This is a genomic window from Mycobacterium sp. (assembly GCF_049280035.1).
Taxonomy (GTDB): Bacteria; Actinomycetota; Actinomycetes; order Mycobacteriales; family Mycobacteriaceae; genus Mycobacterium.
Map to the genome: position 1 here is coordinate 1 of NZ_JBAPPI010000905.1, position 15,544 is coordinate 15,544.

General features: G+C 65.3%; 12 protein-coding genes and 1 pseudogene. 2 read left to right on the top strand and 11 right to left on the bottom strand.

What is annotated here, in order from left to right; genetic code table 11:
• Positions 1-173 precede the first annotated feature (173 nt).
• The 8 genes from WAN71_RS28845 to WAN71_RS28880 form a co-directional block, all read right to left on the bottom strand.
• A complete protein-coding gene (locus WAN71_RS28845) occupies positions 174-1,076 on the bottom strand; it encodes a tyrosine-type recombinase/integrase (RefSeq protein WP_422228599.1) in 903 nt (300 codons plus the stop codon).
• Between the two features lie 34 nt (positions 1,077-1,110).
• Positions 1,111-1,929: a TIGR03619 family F420-dependent LLM class oxidoreductase gene (locus WAN71_RS28850; RefSeq protein ID WP_422228600.1), complete on the bottom strand. Its 819-nt coding sequence runs from the start codon at positions 1,927-1,929 to the stop codon at positions 1,111-1,113.
• Complete coding sequence (locus WAN71_RS28855; RefSeq protein ID WP_422228601.1) at positions 1,926-2,537, bottom strand: PaaI family thioesterase; 612 nt, start codon at positions 2,535-2,537, stop codon at positions 1,926-1,928. The genes WAN71_RS28850 and WAN71_RS28855 overlap by 4 nt, the downstream gene beginning before the upstream one ends.
• A 124-nt stretch (positions 2,538-2,661) precedes the next feature.
• Positions 2,662-5,640, bottom strand: coding sequence for a bifunctional [glutamine synthetase] adenylyltransferase/[glutamine synthetase]-adenylyl-L-tyrosine phosphorylase (locus WAN71_RS28860; protein ID WP_422228602.1), 2,979 nt, complete (start codon positions 5,638-5,640; stop codon positions 2,662-2,664).
• Between the two features lie 59 nt (positions 5,641-5,699).
• The gene (gene glnA / locus WAN71_RS28865; RefSeq protein ID WP_422228603.1) at positions 5,700-7,037 is read right to left on the bottom strand and encodes a type I glutamate--ammonia ligase; all 1,338 of its coding nucleotides are present in this window, start codon (positions 7,035-7,037) and stop codon (positions 5,700-5,702) included.
• Between the two features lie 38 nt (positions 7,038-7,075).
• The gene (locus WAN71_RS28870; RefSeq protein WP_422228608.1) at positions 7,076-8,584 is read right to left on the bottom strand and encodes an alpha/beta hydrolase; all 1,509 of its coding nucleotides are present in this window, start codon (positions 8,582-8,584) and stop codon (positions 7,076-7,078) included.
• Between the two features lie 91 nt (positions 8,585-8,675).
• A complete protein-coding gene (locus WAN71_RS28875) occupies positions 8,676-10,253 on the bottom strand; it encodes an alpha/beta hydrolase (protein ID WP_422228609.1) in 1,578 nt (525 codons plus the stop codon).
• A gap of 55 nt (positions 10,254-10,308) precedes the next feature.
• A complete protein-coding gene (locus tag WAN71_RS28880) occupies positions 10,309-11,700 on the bottom strand; it encodes a WS/DGAT/MGAT family O-acyltransferase (RefSeq protein ID WP_422228604.1) in 1,392 nt (463 codons plus the stop codon).
• A 184-nt stretch (positions 11,701-11,884) separates the two neighbouring features.
• Between WAN71_RS28880 and panB the strand changes: the two genes are divergently transcribed.
• Positions 11,885-12,718 carry a 3-methyl-2-oxobutanoate hydroxymethyltransferase gene (panB, locus tag WAN71_RS28885; RefSeq protein ID WP_422228605.1) on the top strand — a complete coding sequence of 278 codons (834 nt, stop codon included), beginning with the start codon at positions 11,885-11,887 and terminating at the stop codon, positions 12,716-12,718.
• Positions 12,719-12,720: 2 nt separating this feature from the next.
• Positions 12,721-14,217 carry a CHAD domain-containing protein gene (locus tag WAN71_RS28890; protein WP_422228606.1) on the top strand — a complete coding sequence of 499 codons (1,497 nt, stop codon included), beginning with the start codon at positions 12,721-12,723 and terminating at the stop codon, positions 14,215-14,217.
• An 82-nt stretch (positions 14,218-14,299) separates the two neighbouring features.
• On the opposite strand, the gene WAN71_RS28895 is transcribed toward WAN71_RS28890, so the two are convergent.
• The 3 genes and pseudogenes from WAN71_RS28895 to WAN71_RS28905 all read right to left on the bottom strand — a co-directional run.
• A complete protein-coding gene (locus WAN71_RS28895; RefSeq protein ID WP_422228610.1) occupies positions 14,300-14,755 on the bottom strand; it encodes a DUF742 domain-containing protein in 456 nt (151 codons plus the stop codon).
• A gap of 12 nt (positions 14,756-14,767) precedes the next feature.
• A pseudogene (locus WAN71_RS28900) lies at positions 14,768-15,286 on the bottom strand (peroxiredoxin); the annotation flags it as partial.
• A 69-nt stretch (positions 15,287-15,355) separates the two neighbouring features.
• A partial coding sequence (locus tag WAN71_RS28905; RefSeq protein WP_422228607.1) for a hypothetical protein occupies positions 15,356-15,544 on the bottom strand: 189 nt, incomplete at its 5' end.

Below are 15,544 nucleotides of genomic sequence, written 5' to 3' on the forward strand. Positions count from 1 at the left end.
TGTGTGTGCGGCGATCTGGCCTTGTAGTCGGCGCTCATTTGGCGTTGTGCTCATGGGGCCATTTATGCAGGTATCCCCGCGCCATCACGTCGTGTCGCCGAGTGTTTCCCGTGGTCGCCGACAAAACTCGCTAGTCAGGCGATTAAACAAAGTTGTGCGGCGCGCGCAGGTTCTCACACGCGGTCGCCTCGTCTCAGGCGCCGAGCAGCTTCGCGTGCCCTGTGGTCCGCTGCTGATGCACCGTACCTTTCGAGCATGGTGTCCGAGCGCCAGCCCATCAGCCTCTTGAGGTCGCGTTCCTGGCCGCCCGCCAGCAGGAAATCGTGCGCGTTGGTGTGCCGGAACCGGTGCGGGTGAATCTCGGCCGGGTCCAGTCCGGCCCAGTCGGCGCGGACCTTCAGCCGCTCTCGGATGCCGTCAGGCGTGAACCTGCCGCGCCCCCCCAGGAACAACGCCGGGCTAGATGCGTGCTTATGCTTGCGCCGCTCGCGCAAATAGCGGTCCAGGGATTCCCCGGTGCGGGCACCGAAGTAGGCCGGGCGCACCCGGTTACCCTTCCCGGTGATCGTCACCGACTCGCCGTCGAGGTCCAGATCGACGAGATCGATTCCCGTCACCTCTGAGACACGCATCCCGCAGTCGATCAGCAGGCGGAACATGGCCTCGTCGCGGCGGTCGATAAACCGGCGCCCCCGGCATGCGCCCAGCAGCGCGGCCAGCTCGTCGTCGGTCAGGATGGGCACCGGCGGCGGCTCCGGTTCGTCGATGACGATCCCGGCCAGCGGGTCGCTATCGATGATGTCCTCGGCGCGCAGCCAGTTCACAAACCGGCGCAGTCCCGCCCAGCGGGTGCGGATGGTTCCCGTGCTGAGCCCGCGCCCGCGCAGATGGTCGAGCCACGCCAACACGTTCTCGTGACTCAGGCTGTCCAGGTCGGCCCCTAAGCCGCGTTCATCGCACCATCGGCCAAAGAACACGATGGATTGACCGTAGATGACGGCCGTGCGGTCTGCTTTGCCTGCCACGCGCAGCGACCGGTTGAAACTGCCCCGCAGTGACTCGAAATCGTCGGTCATGATTATCTAGGTTATATGGCGAACATGGCTTATGCTAGCGGGCGTACGACGTTACCTTGGCCTTTTCCCTGTTGGGTTCGCCCGGCATGGTCAGGATGCCGGTGATACCGGCATCCTCCGCACGCTGGCAATCGGCGACGGTGATGGCATCGGTCAACGGTGTGAGGATGGTGAAATCGTCCATGGCCAAACCGCTTTCGGCCCGCAACTCACGCAATCGGGCTGCGGCTGCGACCGCCCTGTCAGTCTTGATCAAGTCGCCGATCCAACCGTCGTGGCGGGCCGCGCGGCGCAGCGCGGTCTCGCTGAGACCACCGACGTAGACCGGTATCCGCGGCGGCGTGGGTTCCATCTCCAACCGCGGCGTTTGGTAGAACTCGCCGTCGAAATCCGTCCAGTCCGGCGACCACAGCGTCCGCATCAGCTCGAGCATCTCGTCGGTGCGTTTGCCGCGGTCGGTGAAGGGCTGCTGCATCAAGGCGAACTCGTCCGCACACCAGCCGACGCCGACACCGAGCTCCACCCGCCCGTCGGACAGATATGCCGCGGTGCCGATGGCTTTCGCCGCCGCATAGGGGTTGCGCATGGCCGGGATGTAGACCGTGGTGACGAACTTCAGCCGCGTCGTGACCTGGGCAAGCGCGCCGACCAGGACCCACGGATCAGGCCACTCGGTAAAGGGCTGCCAGCGCCGCTGGCCGTCCTTGGTATAGGGATACGGGGTGCTCAGGGTCTCCAGGTTGACGATGTGGTCGGGAATCCCGATGCCGTCATAGCCGAGGTCGTCGGCGGCCTTGGCGACCTCCACGATCTCACGGGTATTCAAGTATGCGCTGCTGATGTAGAACTTCATCCGGCGTCCCGCGCCCATGTAGGCCGAATGAAGATCCCTTCCGCTTCGACGGTGATTCCCTCGGCGTCGGAAAGATGGCCGGAGACAAAAGATTTGATTCCTTCGGTGCGCTCGACGGCGGCGTCGGCGCGAAGCCTGCCCAGCGGGGTGCCGCGCACGAATCGCACCGTGAGGGTTCCGGTGAACAGCGGTTTGGTCAGGCCCTCACTGGCGGCTTCGCCGAGGACATGGTCGAGGACCAGGGCGCATACGCCACCGTGCACCAGTCCGGGCGGCCCCTCGTAGGCCGCGTTGAGGGTGAACTCACTCCAACAGCGGGTGCCGTCGTCCGCATGGTGGATGGTCAGCGGCGGGGCGATCGGGTTGCGCAGGCCGATCACCGCGTTGCTCCAGACCACGGGCCGCCCCCCGACCGCGTAGCGCACCACCTGCGTTTCATCACGCTGCCTGCTGCGCAGGGCGTCCGCCGCCGCCCCGATCGCAGTCCGCGCGGCGTCGATGGCATCCTGGTCGGCCTCGGTGCGGATGGCGGCGTCGATGAGCTCGCGCACCGCGTCGGTCAGCGGCCCATACAACCCCGCGAGCCGATCATGCTCGTCGGCGCTCATCACCTCGTAAGGTATCTGCACTCCTACCCCGCCTCCTGGCGCCAGTGGCGGGCGTTCTGGATTAGCCGGCCTATGCTGTCTTTACTAACACCGATGCGCACCGCGCATTGCGGCCGGGGCTGCCTCATTCATCGAACACCTTGTGCACGACAGCTTTTGCGCGTCGGGTCAGCCGTAGGTAGTGGTCCAGGAATTCGCCGCCGTCCCCGCTCTTTTCCCAGCCGGCGGCGACCGCGACGGTGTTGAGCTGACGTCCGGGTCCAGGCAACTGATCGCTCGGCTTACCCCGAACCAGCACCAGCGCGTTGCGGGCCCGAGTCACCGTTAGCCAGGTCTGCCGCAGCAGCTCGGCGTCCTCGGCGGAAATGAGCTCGGCCGCGGCGATGGCATCCAGGCTCTCCAGCGTGGAGGTGTTATGCAACGCCTCGATCGCGTGCGCATACCGCAGCTGGAGCAGCTGCACGGTCCACTCGATATCAGCCAGGCCGCCACGGCCCAGCTTGGTGTGGGTCTTGGGATCGGCGCCGCGCGGTAGCCGCTCGGAATCCACCCGGGCCTTCAACCGCCGGATTTCCAGCACCGCCTCCGCGGACACCCCACCGGCGGGATAACGCGTCTTGTCGGCCATCAACAGGAATCGCTGACCCAGATCCGCGTCACCGGCGACCGCGTCGGCCCGTAGCAACGCCTGGATTTCCCAGGGCTGCGCCCACTGCTCGTAGTACGCCTCATATGACGCGAGCGTGCGGACCAGTGGACCGCTGCGGCCCTCCGGCCGCAGGTTGGCGTCGATTTCCAACGGTGGATCGGCGCTGGCGGTGCCCAACAACGCCCGAACCTGCTCGGCCACCGACACCGCCCAGCGCACAGCCTGCGAATCCTCGGCGCCCGCGACGGGTTCGCACACGAACAGCACGTCGGCGTCGGACCCGTAGCCCAGCTCACGGCCGCCCAGCCGGCCCATTCCGATGACCGCGATGGCAGCTGGGACTTCACCCGAAGAGGGAAGGTTGGCGCGGATCACCGCGTTCAGGGCGGCCTGCAGCACCGCAACCCAGACGGAGGTGAGCGCCGTGCACACTTCGGTGACCTTGAGCATGCCGAGCAGATCGGCTGAGGCGACGCGGGCCAGCTCACGGCGGCGCAGCGAACGAGCGACGGCAATGGCCTTCACCGGGTCGGTTTGTCGGCCCGCCGAGGCCACCAATGCACCGGCCACCGTCTCGGGGTCGACATCAAGCAGTTTCGGCCCCGACGGCCCGTCGCTGTATTGCTGGATGATCTCCGGCGCGCGCATCAGCAGGTCCGGCACGTACGCCGAGGTGCCGAGCACATGCATCAGCCGCTTGGCGACCGCCGGCTTGTCCCGCAGCGTGGACAGATACCAACGCTGCGCGACCATCGCCTCGCTGATCCGGCGGTAAGCCAACAGCCCGCTGTCCGGATCGGGGGTATCCGACAGCCAGTCCAGCAGCCTGGGCAGCAACACCGATTGCACCCGACCGCGGCGGCCGCTCTGGTTGATCAGCGCGGAGAGGTGGGTCAGCGCACTCTGCGGAGCGTCGTAGCCGAGTGCGGCCAGCTGACGCTCTGCCGCCGCCGGGGTCATACCGCGCGAGAACTCCAGGCCTTCCGGCGCAAGCGATTCCAGCAGCGGTTGGTAGAACAGCTTGGCGTGCAGCCGCGACACCCGCAGGTTGTGGCGTTTCAGCTCTTCGCGCAACACGCCCAGCGCGTCGTAGCGCCCGTCGGGTCGGATATGAGCCGCACGCGCCAACCAGCGCAGCGCCTCGTCGTCGTCGAAGGCGGGCAGCATATGAGTGCGTTTGAGTCGCTGCAACTGCAGCCGGTGTTCCAGCAGCCGAAGGAACTCGTAGGAGGCGGTCAGGTTGGCGGTATCGTCCCGGCCGACGTAGCCGCCGGCCCCGAGGGCTGCCAGCGCGTCCACCGTGGACGCCACGTGCAGCGACTTGTCGGTGCGACCGTGCACCAGTTGCAGCAGCTGCACCGCGAACTCGACATCACGCAGCCCGCCGCTGCCGAGTTTGATCTCACGGCTTCGGACGTCGGCGGGCACCAGCTGCTCCACCCGCCGCCGCATCGCCTGAACCTCGGGCACGAAATCTTCGCGCTCACAAGCGGTCCACACCATCGGCATCAAGGCGGCGACGTACTGCTTGCCCAATTCGGCGTCGCCGACGGCGGGCCGGGCTTTCAGCAGCGCCTGGAACTCCCAGGTCTTGGCCCAACGCTGGTAGTAGGCGATATGCGAGTCGAGGGTGCGGACCAGTTCGCCCTGGTTGCCCTCCGGGCGTAGCGCGGCGTCCACCTGGAAGAAGGTCTCTGACGCCACCCGCATCATCTCGCCGGCGATGCGGGCGGTGACCGCGTCGGCGTGCTCGGCGACGAAGATCACGTCGACGTCGCTGACGTAGTTCAGCTCGCGCGCCCCGCACTTGCCCATCGCGATGACGGCCAGCCGAGGCGGCGTGGCGTCGCCGCAGACGGTGGCCTCGGCGAGGGTCAGCGCAGCCGCCAGTGCGGCGTCGGCGATATCGCTCAAGTGGGCACCGACGGCGCGGAAAGACAGCACCCCTTCGTTCTCGACTGTGGGTGCCAAATCCAGGGCGGCCAGCAGCATCACCCGGTTGCGGTAGAGGATGCGCAGCCGCAACAGCACCGAGCTCAGGCCGTCTGAGGCCTCAGCGACGCACTCGGTAAAGGCGGCTCGCAGCTGCTCGGCGGATGGCAGCTGCAGATCGCCCTGCAGCAGATGCCACGCCTGCGGATTCGCGATCAGGTGATCACCCAAAGCCAGCGAAGACCCGAGCACGGCGAACAGCCGACCGCGCAGGCCGCGGTCGTTCGCCAGTGCCGCATTGAGTTCATCCCAGTCGTCGCCGAGCACTTCGGCCAGCCGGATCATCGCGCATAGGGCGGCGTCGGCGTCCGGTGCGCGCGACAGCGACCACAGCAGATCGACGTGCGCTTCGGTGTTCCAGCCCAGCTTCGCCAAGTTGGCACCTGCGCGCGCATCGACCAACCCGAGCCGGCCGACGCTGGGTACTTTCGACCGCTCGGTGACGGGTTGAACCACGACCACGACGGTAGCGCAGAATCCCTGGGACTTGGCTTTGCGGTCGCGCCAGCGGCCGTAAAAACTTATAAGGCGATGTAAGTCTTCAGCTCGTAGGGCGTGACATGGCTGCGGTAGGTGGCCCACTCCTGACGCTTGTTGCGCAAAAAGAAGTCAAAGACATGCTCCCCCAAAGCTTCTGCAACCAGCTCGGAACTCTCCATCGCACGAAGCGCTTCGTCGAGACTGGACGGTAGCTCGCGGTAGCCCATCGCGCGGCGCTCCTCGGGCGTGAGGTCCCACACATTGTCCTCTGCTTGCGGACCCAGGACGTACCCCTTTTCGACGCCGCGCAGCCCGGCGGCCAGCAGCACGGCGAATGCCAGGTAAGGGTTGCAGGCCGAGTCGGGGCTACGCACCTCGATACGTCGCGAGGAGGTTTTGCTTGGGCTGTACATCGGGATACGGACCAAAGCCGACCGGTTTGCCGCCCCCCACGACGCGGCGGTAGGTGCCTCACCGCCAAGCACCAGCCGCTTGTAGGAGTTGACCCATTGATTGGTAACCGCACTGATCTCGCTTGCGTGCTCGAGAATCCCGGCGATGAATGACTTGGCGACATCGGAGAGTTGCAACGGATCGTCGGGACTGTGAAACGCGTTGACCTCGCCCTCGAACAAGCTCATATGAGTATGCATGGCCGAGCCGGGGTATTGCCCAAACGGCTTGGGCATGAACGTCGCCCGCATCCGCTCTTCCAACGCGACCTCTTTGATGACGTAACGGAACGTCATCACGTTGTCGGCCATCGACAGCGCATCCGCAAAGCGCAAATCGATCTCTTGCTGTCCGGGCGCGCCTTCATGGTGGCTGAACTCCACCGAGATCCCCATGAACTCCAGGGCGTCAATCGCATGCCGACGGAAGTTGGAGGCGGTGTGCACAGCCTGGTCGAAGTAGCCGGCGTTGTCGGCCGGAATGGGCGTCGAGCCATCCTCGGGCCCCGGCTCGAGCAGGAAAAACTCGATCTCCGGATGTACGTAGCAGGAGAAGCCGAGGTCGTTGGTTTTGCTGAGCTGACGACGCAGCACGTGGCGTGGGTCCGCCCAGGACGGCGAGCCGTCGGGCATCGTGATGTCGCAGAACATCCGCGCCGAGTGATGGTGGCCGGAGTCGGTGGTCCACGGCAGCACTTGGAAGGTGGACGGGTCGGGGTGGGCTACGGTGTCGGACTCTGAAACCCGGGCAAATCCCTCGATGGAGGATCCGTCGAAGCCGATGCCCTCTTCGAAGGCGCCGTCGAGTTCGGCAGGAGCGATCGCGACCGACTTAAGGGTACCGAGCACATCGGTGAACCACAGCCGGACGAAACGGATGTCCCTCTCCTCCAGCGTGCGGAGCACGAATTCCTTTTGTCGGTCCATACCGGGAACAATATGCAAGGCCAGTTAACTCCGTGTTACTACCGCGTCGAACACCGTAAGTTTCCCGGAGGGACCCCGTCGACCAGATAGCTCACCACCGCGTCGTCGACGCATTGGTCACCGTTGAACACCACCGTATGTTGGGTGGCCTCATACGTGATCAGTGCGGCGCCGAGTTGGCGGGCCAGGTCCACGCCGGCCTGATATGGGGTGGCCGGGTCGTGGGTGGTGGACACCACGACGACCTTGCCCGGCGCAACCGGTGCCGCCGGCGCGGGCGACGACGTCGCGGGCACCGGCCACAGCGCGCACAGATCGCGAGGCGCATGCCCGGTGAACTGCCCGTAGGACAGAAACGGCGCAACTTGACGTATCCGGCGATCGGCATCGACCCAGGCCGCCGGATCGGTCGGCGCGGGCGCGTCGACGCAGCGAACCGCGTTGAACGCGTCCTGCGAGTTGTCGTAGTGCCCTTTGCTGTCGCGGTCGTAATACTCGTCGGCCAGCATCAGTAAGTCGCCGGGATCGGTGCCGCGCTTAAGACCGAGCAGACCGCTGGTCAGAAATTTCCACAACTGCGGCGTGTAGAGGGCGCTGATGGTGCCCGTGGTCGCGTCTGCGTAACTCAGCCCGCGTGGATCCGAGGTGTGGGCGGGTTTGTTCACCAGCGGGTCGACCAGTTGGTGAAAGCGGTCGCCCCATTGGTTCGGGTCGGTGCCCAGCGGGCAGTCCGAGGAGCGAGCGCAATCCGCCGCGTAATCGTTGAAGGCGCTCTGAAACCCGGCCTGCTGGTTGATGTTCTCCTCGATCGGACCCACGCTCGGGTCGATCGCACCGTCCAGCACCATCGCCCGCACGTGGTCGCCGAACCGCTCGACGTACGCGGTTCCCAATTCCGTGCCGTAGCTGAAGCCGAGATAGTTGATTTGGTCGTCGCCCAGCGCCTGGCGCACTGTGTCCATGTCACGTGCGACCGACGCTGTTCCGGCATTCTCCAAGAACCCTGAACCATTGCGGTTCAGGCAGCGCTGCGCCAGCTGCCGATACACCCCTTCGATGTGCGCCACGCCCGGCGGGCTGTAGTCGACCATCGGTTCGCGGCGGTAGGCGTCGAACTCCGCATCGGTCTGGCAGCGCAGCGGCGGCGTGGAGTGGCCGACGCCCCGGGGATCGAATCCGACCAAATCGAAGCGACGGCTGATCTCGGAGCCCGCCAGCTCCGCTCCCAACGTGGCGACCATGTCGACCGCCGACGCCCCGGGCCCGCCCGGGTTGACCAGCAGTGCTCCGATCCGCGGACCGGTCGCCGGAATTCGGATGACGGCGAGCTGAGCTTGGCCGCCGCCGGGGTTGTTGTAGTCGATCGGCACCGGAACGGTCGTGCACTGTGCGGTGGGAACATCGTCCGGGTGGGTGAGGAACCGACCGCAGTTACCCCAGGTTAGGGTCGCATGCGCCGTCGGCGCGATCGGCATGGCGGCGACGGCTGCCACCATCGGTAGCACCAAAGAAAGCAGCGCAGAGAACAATCGCCTCATGCGCCACATGGCTGCCAATCGTCCCACCAGTCGGCCACGGGAAGTAATCCCAATGGTCACACCTTGGTCTCACCTTGGTCTCGTTATCTCCTGCGCGGTCTTAGCATTTCGCCCCCTTCGGCGGCAGCGTGCCGCTGACGAGGTATGCCGTCGCGTAGTCGTCGATACAGCTGTCGCCCTGGAACACCACCGTGTGCTGGGTGCCGTCGTAGGTCAGCAAACCACCGTGCAGCTGGTTGGCAAGGTCCACGCCGGCCTGATACGGCGTCGCCGGATCACGGGTGGTCGACACCACCAGCGTCGGCGCCAGGCCGGGAGCGGAGATGGTGTGCGGTTTGCTGGTCGGCGGTACCGGCCAGAACGCGCAGGTGGCCAATGGGGCGTTGCCGGTAAATTTCCCGTAGCTCATAAACGGCGCAACCTGGCGCGAGCGGCGGTCTTCGTCGATTGCCTTGGCCCGCTCCTTGACCGGCAGATCGTCGACGCAGTCGATGGCCACCCTGGCGTCAGTGGCGTCGGTGTAGTGACCGTGCTTGTCCCGTCGCATATACAAATCGGCCAGCTCAAGCAGGGTGTCGCCGTGATGGTGGGCCAGCTCGGTCAATCCCTCAGTCAAGTGATGCCAGAAGGTCGGCGAATACAGCGCCATAATCGTGCCCACGATCGCGTCGCTGTAGCTCAGACCGCGGGGATCTCTGGTGCGTGCCGGCCTGCCGATCATCGGATTGTTCTTGTCGACGAGCGGGTCGACCAAACTGTGGTAGACGTCAACGGCTTTGGCAGGGTCTGTGCCCAGCGGACAGGACGGAGACTTGGCGCAGTCTGCCGCGAAGTCGTTGAACGCGTCCTGAAAACCCTTGGCTTGCCGCAGGTCTGCTTCGATGGAGTTGGTATTCGGGTCCACCGCACCGTCGAGGATCATCGCCCGGACCTTATTCGGGTAGGCCTCGGCATAGGCAGCCCCCATTCGGGTTCCATACGAGTAGCCCAAGAACGTCAGTTTGCTGTCACCCAGTGCTTTGCGGATGGCGTCCAAATCACGGGCGACGTCAACGGTTCCAACGTGCGCCAGAAATTTCTTGCCCATCTTGTCGATGCAACGCCCGACGAACGCCTTGGTCTCGTCCTCGATGTGCGCCACGCCGGCCGGGCTGTAGTCGACTTGGGGCTCGGTGCGCAGCCGGTCGTTGTCGGCGTCGGAGTTGCACCAGATCGCCGGCCGCGACGCCGCCACCCCGCGCGGATCGAATCCGACCAGGTCGAACCGTTCACGGACCCGGGGTGGAAGCGACTGCAGAAGGCCCAGCGCAGCCTCGATGCCGGACTCGCCGGGTCCGCCGGGGTTGATGACCAGCGACCCGATTTTGTTTCTTGTCGCCGGAAACCTAATCAGCGCCAACGTCGTGGCGTCACCGTCGACGTGGTGGTAGTCGATGGGCACAGCGAGCTTGCCGCACTGCGCGCCACCAGGGAGCTTCTCGATTATCGAGGTCCCGCCGCCGCCGGCGACACGACACGGCCCCCACTCCACTGGCTGACCGATTCTTGGTCCGGCCAGCACCGCACGCCCGGTGACGACGTGGGTGCAGCTCGCCACCGTCGCCACGACCACGGCCATCGCGGTCCAGATCAGCATCGTGCGCGCGATCGTGTCGCGGCGAGGGATACCCATGCCCAACATGCTGCCATGCGCCGGCGAGTGGCTGTTGTTGCCGCACGGGCGACCAGGCGCTCTATTGGGTCGCCAGCAGCAGTTCTTCCATCCCGACGGCGAAGTCGTCGGCCAGCTCCCACAGATCCGGCACCAGCTCCGGGCAGGCGATGAGGCCGACGTCCAGTTTGCCGTTCAACGACATCACGGTGATGTTCAAGCCCGAGCCGTGGAAGATCGGCCCCAGCGGATACATCGCTTTGACCTCGCTGCCCAGCAGATACAGCGGCATCTGCGGACCCGGCACGTTGGAAATCACGAGGTTGTGCACCGGCCGGCTCTTGGTCAGCCTGGTGCGGGCGTAAGCCCTCATCGCCATACCGAACACCGCCGGCGCGGCGAACTGCGACCAGTCCTGCAAGAGTGTGGCGCTGATGGCCGAACTATGTTCCTTGGCAACCGAATTCGCTTCAGCGATGGACTCGAGCCGTTCAGCGGGATCAGCGATCTGGGTTTCCAGCCGGGAGAACATTCCCGAAACCTGGTTGCGCCCAGGGCGATCAGACCGGCCGTGTACCGATACCGGCACCATCGCCACCAACGACGAATCCGGCAACTCGCCGCGGTCGAGCAGGAATTGCCGCAGCACACCGGATACCAGCGCCATCACCACGTCGTTGACCTTGACGTCGAAATGACTCTTGACGGTCTTGATGTCCTCGAGATCCAGCTGCGCGTAGGCGACGTTGCGGTGTGCGGTGATGCTGGCATTGAAGGTGGTCGGTGGCGCCGCGAACGGAGCAGCCATCGTCAGGCCGCTTCGTGCCCGCAGCACCGTCTCGAACACTGACGACACGGTTTTCGGCAGCACACTGGCCAGCTGCAGCGGCCGGGATGCGAACTTCACCAACCCGCTGAGCGCGATCTGGATTTGGTTGGCGTCACCAACCCCCTCCACCGGTTCGGGCGGCGGCGCGTCAGGTTCGGTGCTGCAAAGCTGCGACATCAGGTTTGCGCCGGTGACGCCGTCCACGCCAGCGTGGTGGACCTTGGTCATCACCGCCAGACGGCCACCTTGCTGGGCATTGGTGCCCGCCACACCCTCGATGACCCACATCTCCCACAACGGTCGAGTGCGGTCCAGTGGCAAAGCGGCGATATGACCGCAGATCTCGGCCAACTCCATTCGCCCACCCGGTGGCGGCAGCCCGATGCGGTGCAGATGCCGACTCACGTCGAAGTTGTTGTCGTCCACCCAAACCGGATGATCCAGATTCAGCGGGCTATCGGCGAGCTTCTCCCGAAACTGTGGCATTGCCTTGATGCGGACCGACAACTCGTCGCGCAGTCGGTCGAAGGTATAGCCGCCCGGCATCGTCGAAGTATCGACTTCAAGAATCGAACAGACATGCAACGGCTGCGCTTGGGTCTCCAAATACAGAAAACTGGCATCGAGTCCGCTGAGCCGCTGCATTCGCCGATGGTATGTCCGGGACCGCAGGTCGGCGCCCGAATCGTCGCGATGGGTAGCGGTGTGAGGAAGTCCACTGCACCGGGTGTGCATTTGCGCGGCGACGGGTGGCAGACTAGTCAGGTCAGACGAACCCGGGGACCCTGCTGGGCCACGAGGATCGACCCGACCAGAACTAGGGACAATGATGTCTGAACACGCTGTTTACGGGGCTGCTAGCGCACCGCGGACCAAGGTTCGCGTCCATCACCTGCAGAAAATGAAGGCCGAAGGCCACAAGTGGGCCATGCTGACGGCCTACGACTACTCCACCGCCCGAGTCTTCGACGATGCCGGCATACCGGTTTTGCTGGTTGGCGACTCGGCCGCCAACGTCGTTTACGGCTATGACACGACAGTGCCAATCTCGATCGACGAGCTGATTCCGCTGGTGCGCGGCGTGGTGCGGGGCGCACCGCACGCTCTGGTGGTGGCCGATTTGCCATTCGGCAGCTACGAAGCCGGGCCGACGGCGGCTCTGAGCGCCGCGACCCGGTTCATGAAGGAAGCCGGCGCACACGCGGTCAAGCTAGAAGGTGGCGAACGCGTCGCTGAGCAGATCGCCACATTGACCGCTGCCGGTATCCCGGTGATGGCCCACATCGGCTTCACCCCACAAAGCGTCAACACCCTCGGTGGTTTCCGGGTGCAGGGTCGCGGCGACGCCGCCGAACAGACCATCGCCGACGCGATCGCCGTTGCCGAGGCCGGTGCGTTTTCCGTGGTGATGGAGATGGTGCCGGCCGAGTTGGCCACCCAGATCACCGGCAAGTTGACCATTCCCACCGTTGGGATCGGAGCAGGGCCCAAGTGCGATGCCCAGGTGTTGGTTTGGCAGGACATGGCCGGGCTGACCAGCGGCAAGACGGCTCGCTTCGTCAAGCGGTTCGGTGATGTCGGGAGCGAATTGCGCTGCGCGGCAACCCAGTACGCGGACGAGGTCGCCGCTGGGACCTTCCCCGCGGACGAGCACAGCTTCTAAGCGTGCCCGATAACGCCCCGAACACGTCGCGTTATCTAGAGGTAGAGCGCAAGTTCGATGTCGGCGAGTCCACGAGTTCGCCGTCATTCGCCGGCATGGCGGACATCCTTCGAGTCGAACGGCTGCCGACGCAGACGCTTGATGCCGTGTACTTCGATACGCCGGCACGTGATCTGGCATCCAGACGAATCACGTTGCGCCGTCGCACCGGCGGTGTGGATGCCGGTTGGCACCTGAAGCTGCCGGCGGGAACCGATGCCCGCACCGAGGTGCGCGCACCGCTGGGCACTGCGGACGGCGGCGACGAAGAGAGCCAGGAAGATGTGCCGACCGAGCTGGTGGACGTCGTGCTGGCAATTGTCCGGGACCGCCCACTATGCCCGGTCGCGCGAATAACCACCACGCGGGGCGTCCACCACCTCTACGGCGCCGACGACGCGGTACTGGCTGAATTCTGCGACGACCAGGTCACCGCGTCGCGGGCCGCCACCGCCGATGCGCCAGAAGTAGAGCAGCGATGGCGTGAGTGGGAGCTCGAACTGGCCCAGCCCGATACGAATACCGCGCTGTTGGACAAACTGAGCGATCGGCTGCTTGGCGCTGGTGCAACCCGGGCGGGGCACGGCTCGAAGCTGGCGCGGGTGCTCGGCACGACGCCCAAAGACCTGTCATCGAGCGACCCGCTACATCGGGCGGTGGCCGAGCAACTCGACGAGCTGCTGGTGTGGGATCGGGCCGTGCGCGCCGAGGCCGACGACGCCGTGCATCAGATGCGGGTAACCACCCGCAAGATACGCAGCCTGCTGCAGGCGTCGCCGGATTCGTTTGCGCTTTCCGATGGTCTCCTCGACGAGCTGGGCGAGCTGGCCAGTGTGTTGGGCGAGGCTCGCGACGCCGAAGTACTCGCCGAGCGCTATAGCAGTGCCATCGACGGATTGCCCCCGGAGTTGGTCCGCGGCCCTGTCCGGGAACGATTGATCGACGGCGCCGAATATCGCTATCGGACCGGGCTACGGCATGCGTTGGCCGCGTTGCGTTCCCCGCGATATTTCCGTCTGCTCGACGCCCTGGAAGCGGTGATCGCTACAGCCTCGCCGACCGACCAGGAGGCTGCCCCGGTAACGGTCGCCGCAGCCGCTCAGAAGGTGCGGAAAGCCGCCAAGGCCGCGCGACGGGTCGATGACGAAGATCGCGACGACGCGATACACCGAATCCGCAAGCGCGCCAAGCGGCTTCGCTATACGGCGGCCGCGACGGGTGAGCCCAAGGTGTCGAAGCGGGCCAAAAAAATACAGTCGTTGCTCGGTGATCACCAGGACAGCGTGGTCAGCCGGGCGCACTTGCTGCAGCAGGCCGAGGCCGCACACGCCGCGGGCGAGGAGACATTCACCTACGGGCTGCTCTACCAGCAGGAGACGGACTTGGCGCTCGAACGCCGCCAGCATCTCCAGCCGCGGCTGCGCAAGCTCTTTAAATCGGTGCGCAGGCTGTCGCGCTGAGGCGGCTTTACTGAGACGGAGTTACAACGCTGTAGCGACCCGACGGAGAGTGAATTCCGTGCACGGGCGGCGCCCCAACCCCTCAGAGTGCTCGGAGGCCACGCAGGGTCCTTCTTATCAGTTCACGTCGTTCGTCTATTGTCATCGAGTCACCGAGGGGGGCGTGCACCCGCAAATAACCCTGTGTCACCAAGTCGTCGACCAGGAACCGCGTCGCACCGAGCGGCAAGGACAGACGAGCGGCGATCTCTGCGACCGAGGGGCTGTGCACGCACCACGTCAGGATCTGGCCCCGCACATCATTTCTCGGCCAGCGCGGCGGCTTCGCTGTGGTGTTCAGCGCTTCGACCGGAGCCTCGAGTGCCAGTTCGACACCAGAGTCGATACGGCCTGCCGTCAGCGTGTATGGCCGGACCAAGCTCGGCTCGTCCGCGGTTTCCGGTTCTGTGAACCAGTCGCCGATCGGTTCGCCCTTGCCCTCCGACTGCTGATGCGCGTCGGTGTGCTTCTCCCGGACATGTGGCGAACTATGCGGCACGTTGTGGTTCTCCAAGAACCACAAGGTCTGGTCGGCGTGCACCGATGCGCGCACCTCGCTGGAGACGACCTTGAGTATGGTGCGGTCGGTGTCGATGACGAATGTGGTCCGTCTGACCGGCAGCAGCCGGGCCAGCAGGCCACAGCGCCGAGTGTGCCGGCCACGCCAGGCCGCCTCACGCGCCACGACGGATCTACGCAGCTTGGCGAGCCTGCCTCGGCGCACCCCGAACAGCTCGGACACCACGCCGTCCGCGTCGGAGAGCAGCGGATAGTCGAACGAGCGCTGTTGGGCGAAGTGGGCCTGCTTGTCGACGGTGTCGGTGCTGATGCCCACTCGCTGGGCGCCCACCCTGGCGAATTCGCCGCTCAGGTCCCGAAAATGACAAGCCTGGGCTGTACATATCGGTGAGGACGCTATTGGGAAGAAGAACAGCACAACCGGCCCTTCGGCAAGGAGCGCGGACAATGTCCGAGGCCGACCGGTGTGATCATAGAGAGTGAAGTCAGGCGCCATCTCGCCCGTGATCATCGGCAAAGAGTAACGCCGGGAAGCCCTATGCGACGCACGACTGGAGATAATTCGGTCATCGCCGAACAGCTACCAGGTGGGAACCATGATCGGCTCGGGCACGCCGAGGATGCCGGGAACTATCCGCGGGCCGTGCGGGTCGGGCTGTAGCGAAACACTGTCGAACTCCGCTTCAACGTCTAGCTCAGCCAAAGTGACCAGCGCCGCCAAGCTGGCCGAGTGGCTCAGATCGGCCTGCGAAACGATACCGAGGCGCAC

What these genes read in the sequence shown, in the direction of transcription:
- panB (WP_422228605.1), top strand. Translation starts at nt 11,885, where the DNA reads ATGTCTGAACACGCTGTTTACGGGGCTGCTAGCGCACCGCGGACCAAG.
- WAN71_RS28870 (WP_422228608.1), bottom strand. Translation starts at nt 8,584, where the DNA reads ATGTGGCGCATGAGGCGATTGTTCTCTGCGCTGCTTTCTTTGGTGCTA.
- WAN71_RS28855 (WP_422228601.1), bottom strand. Translation starts at nt 2,537, where the DNA reads ATGAGCGCCGACGAGCATGATCGGCTCGCGGGGTTGTATGGGCCGCTG.
- WAN71_RS28880 (WP_422228604.1), bottom strand. Translation starts at nt 11,700, where the DNA reads ATGCAGCGGCTCAGCGGACTCGATGCCAGTTTTCTGTATTTGGAGACC.
- WAN71_RS28850 (WP_422228600.1), bottom strand. Translation starts at nt 1,929, where the DNA reads ATGAAGTTCTACATCAGCAGCGCATACTTGAATACCCGTGAGATCGTG.
- WAN71_RS28845 (WP_422228599.1), bottom strand. Translation starts at nt 1,076, where the DNA reads ATGACCGACGATTTCGAGTCACTGCGGGGCAGTTTCAACCGGTCGCTG.
- glnA (WP_422228603.1), bottom strand. Translation starts at nt 7,037, where the DNA reads ATGGACCGACAAAAGGAATTCGTGCTCCGCACGCTGGAGGAGAGGGAC.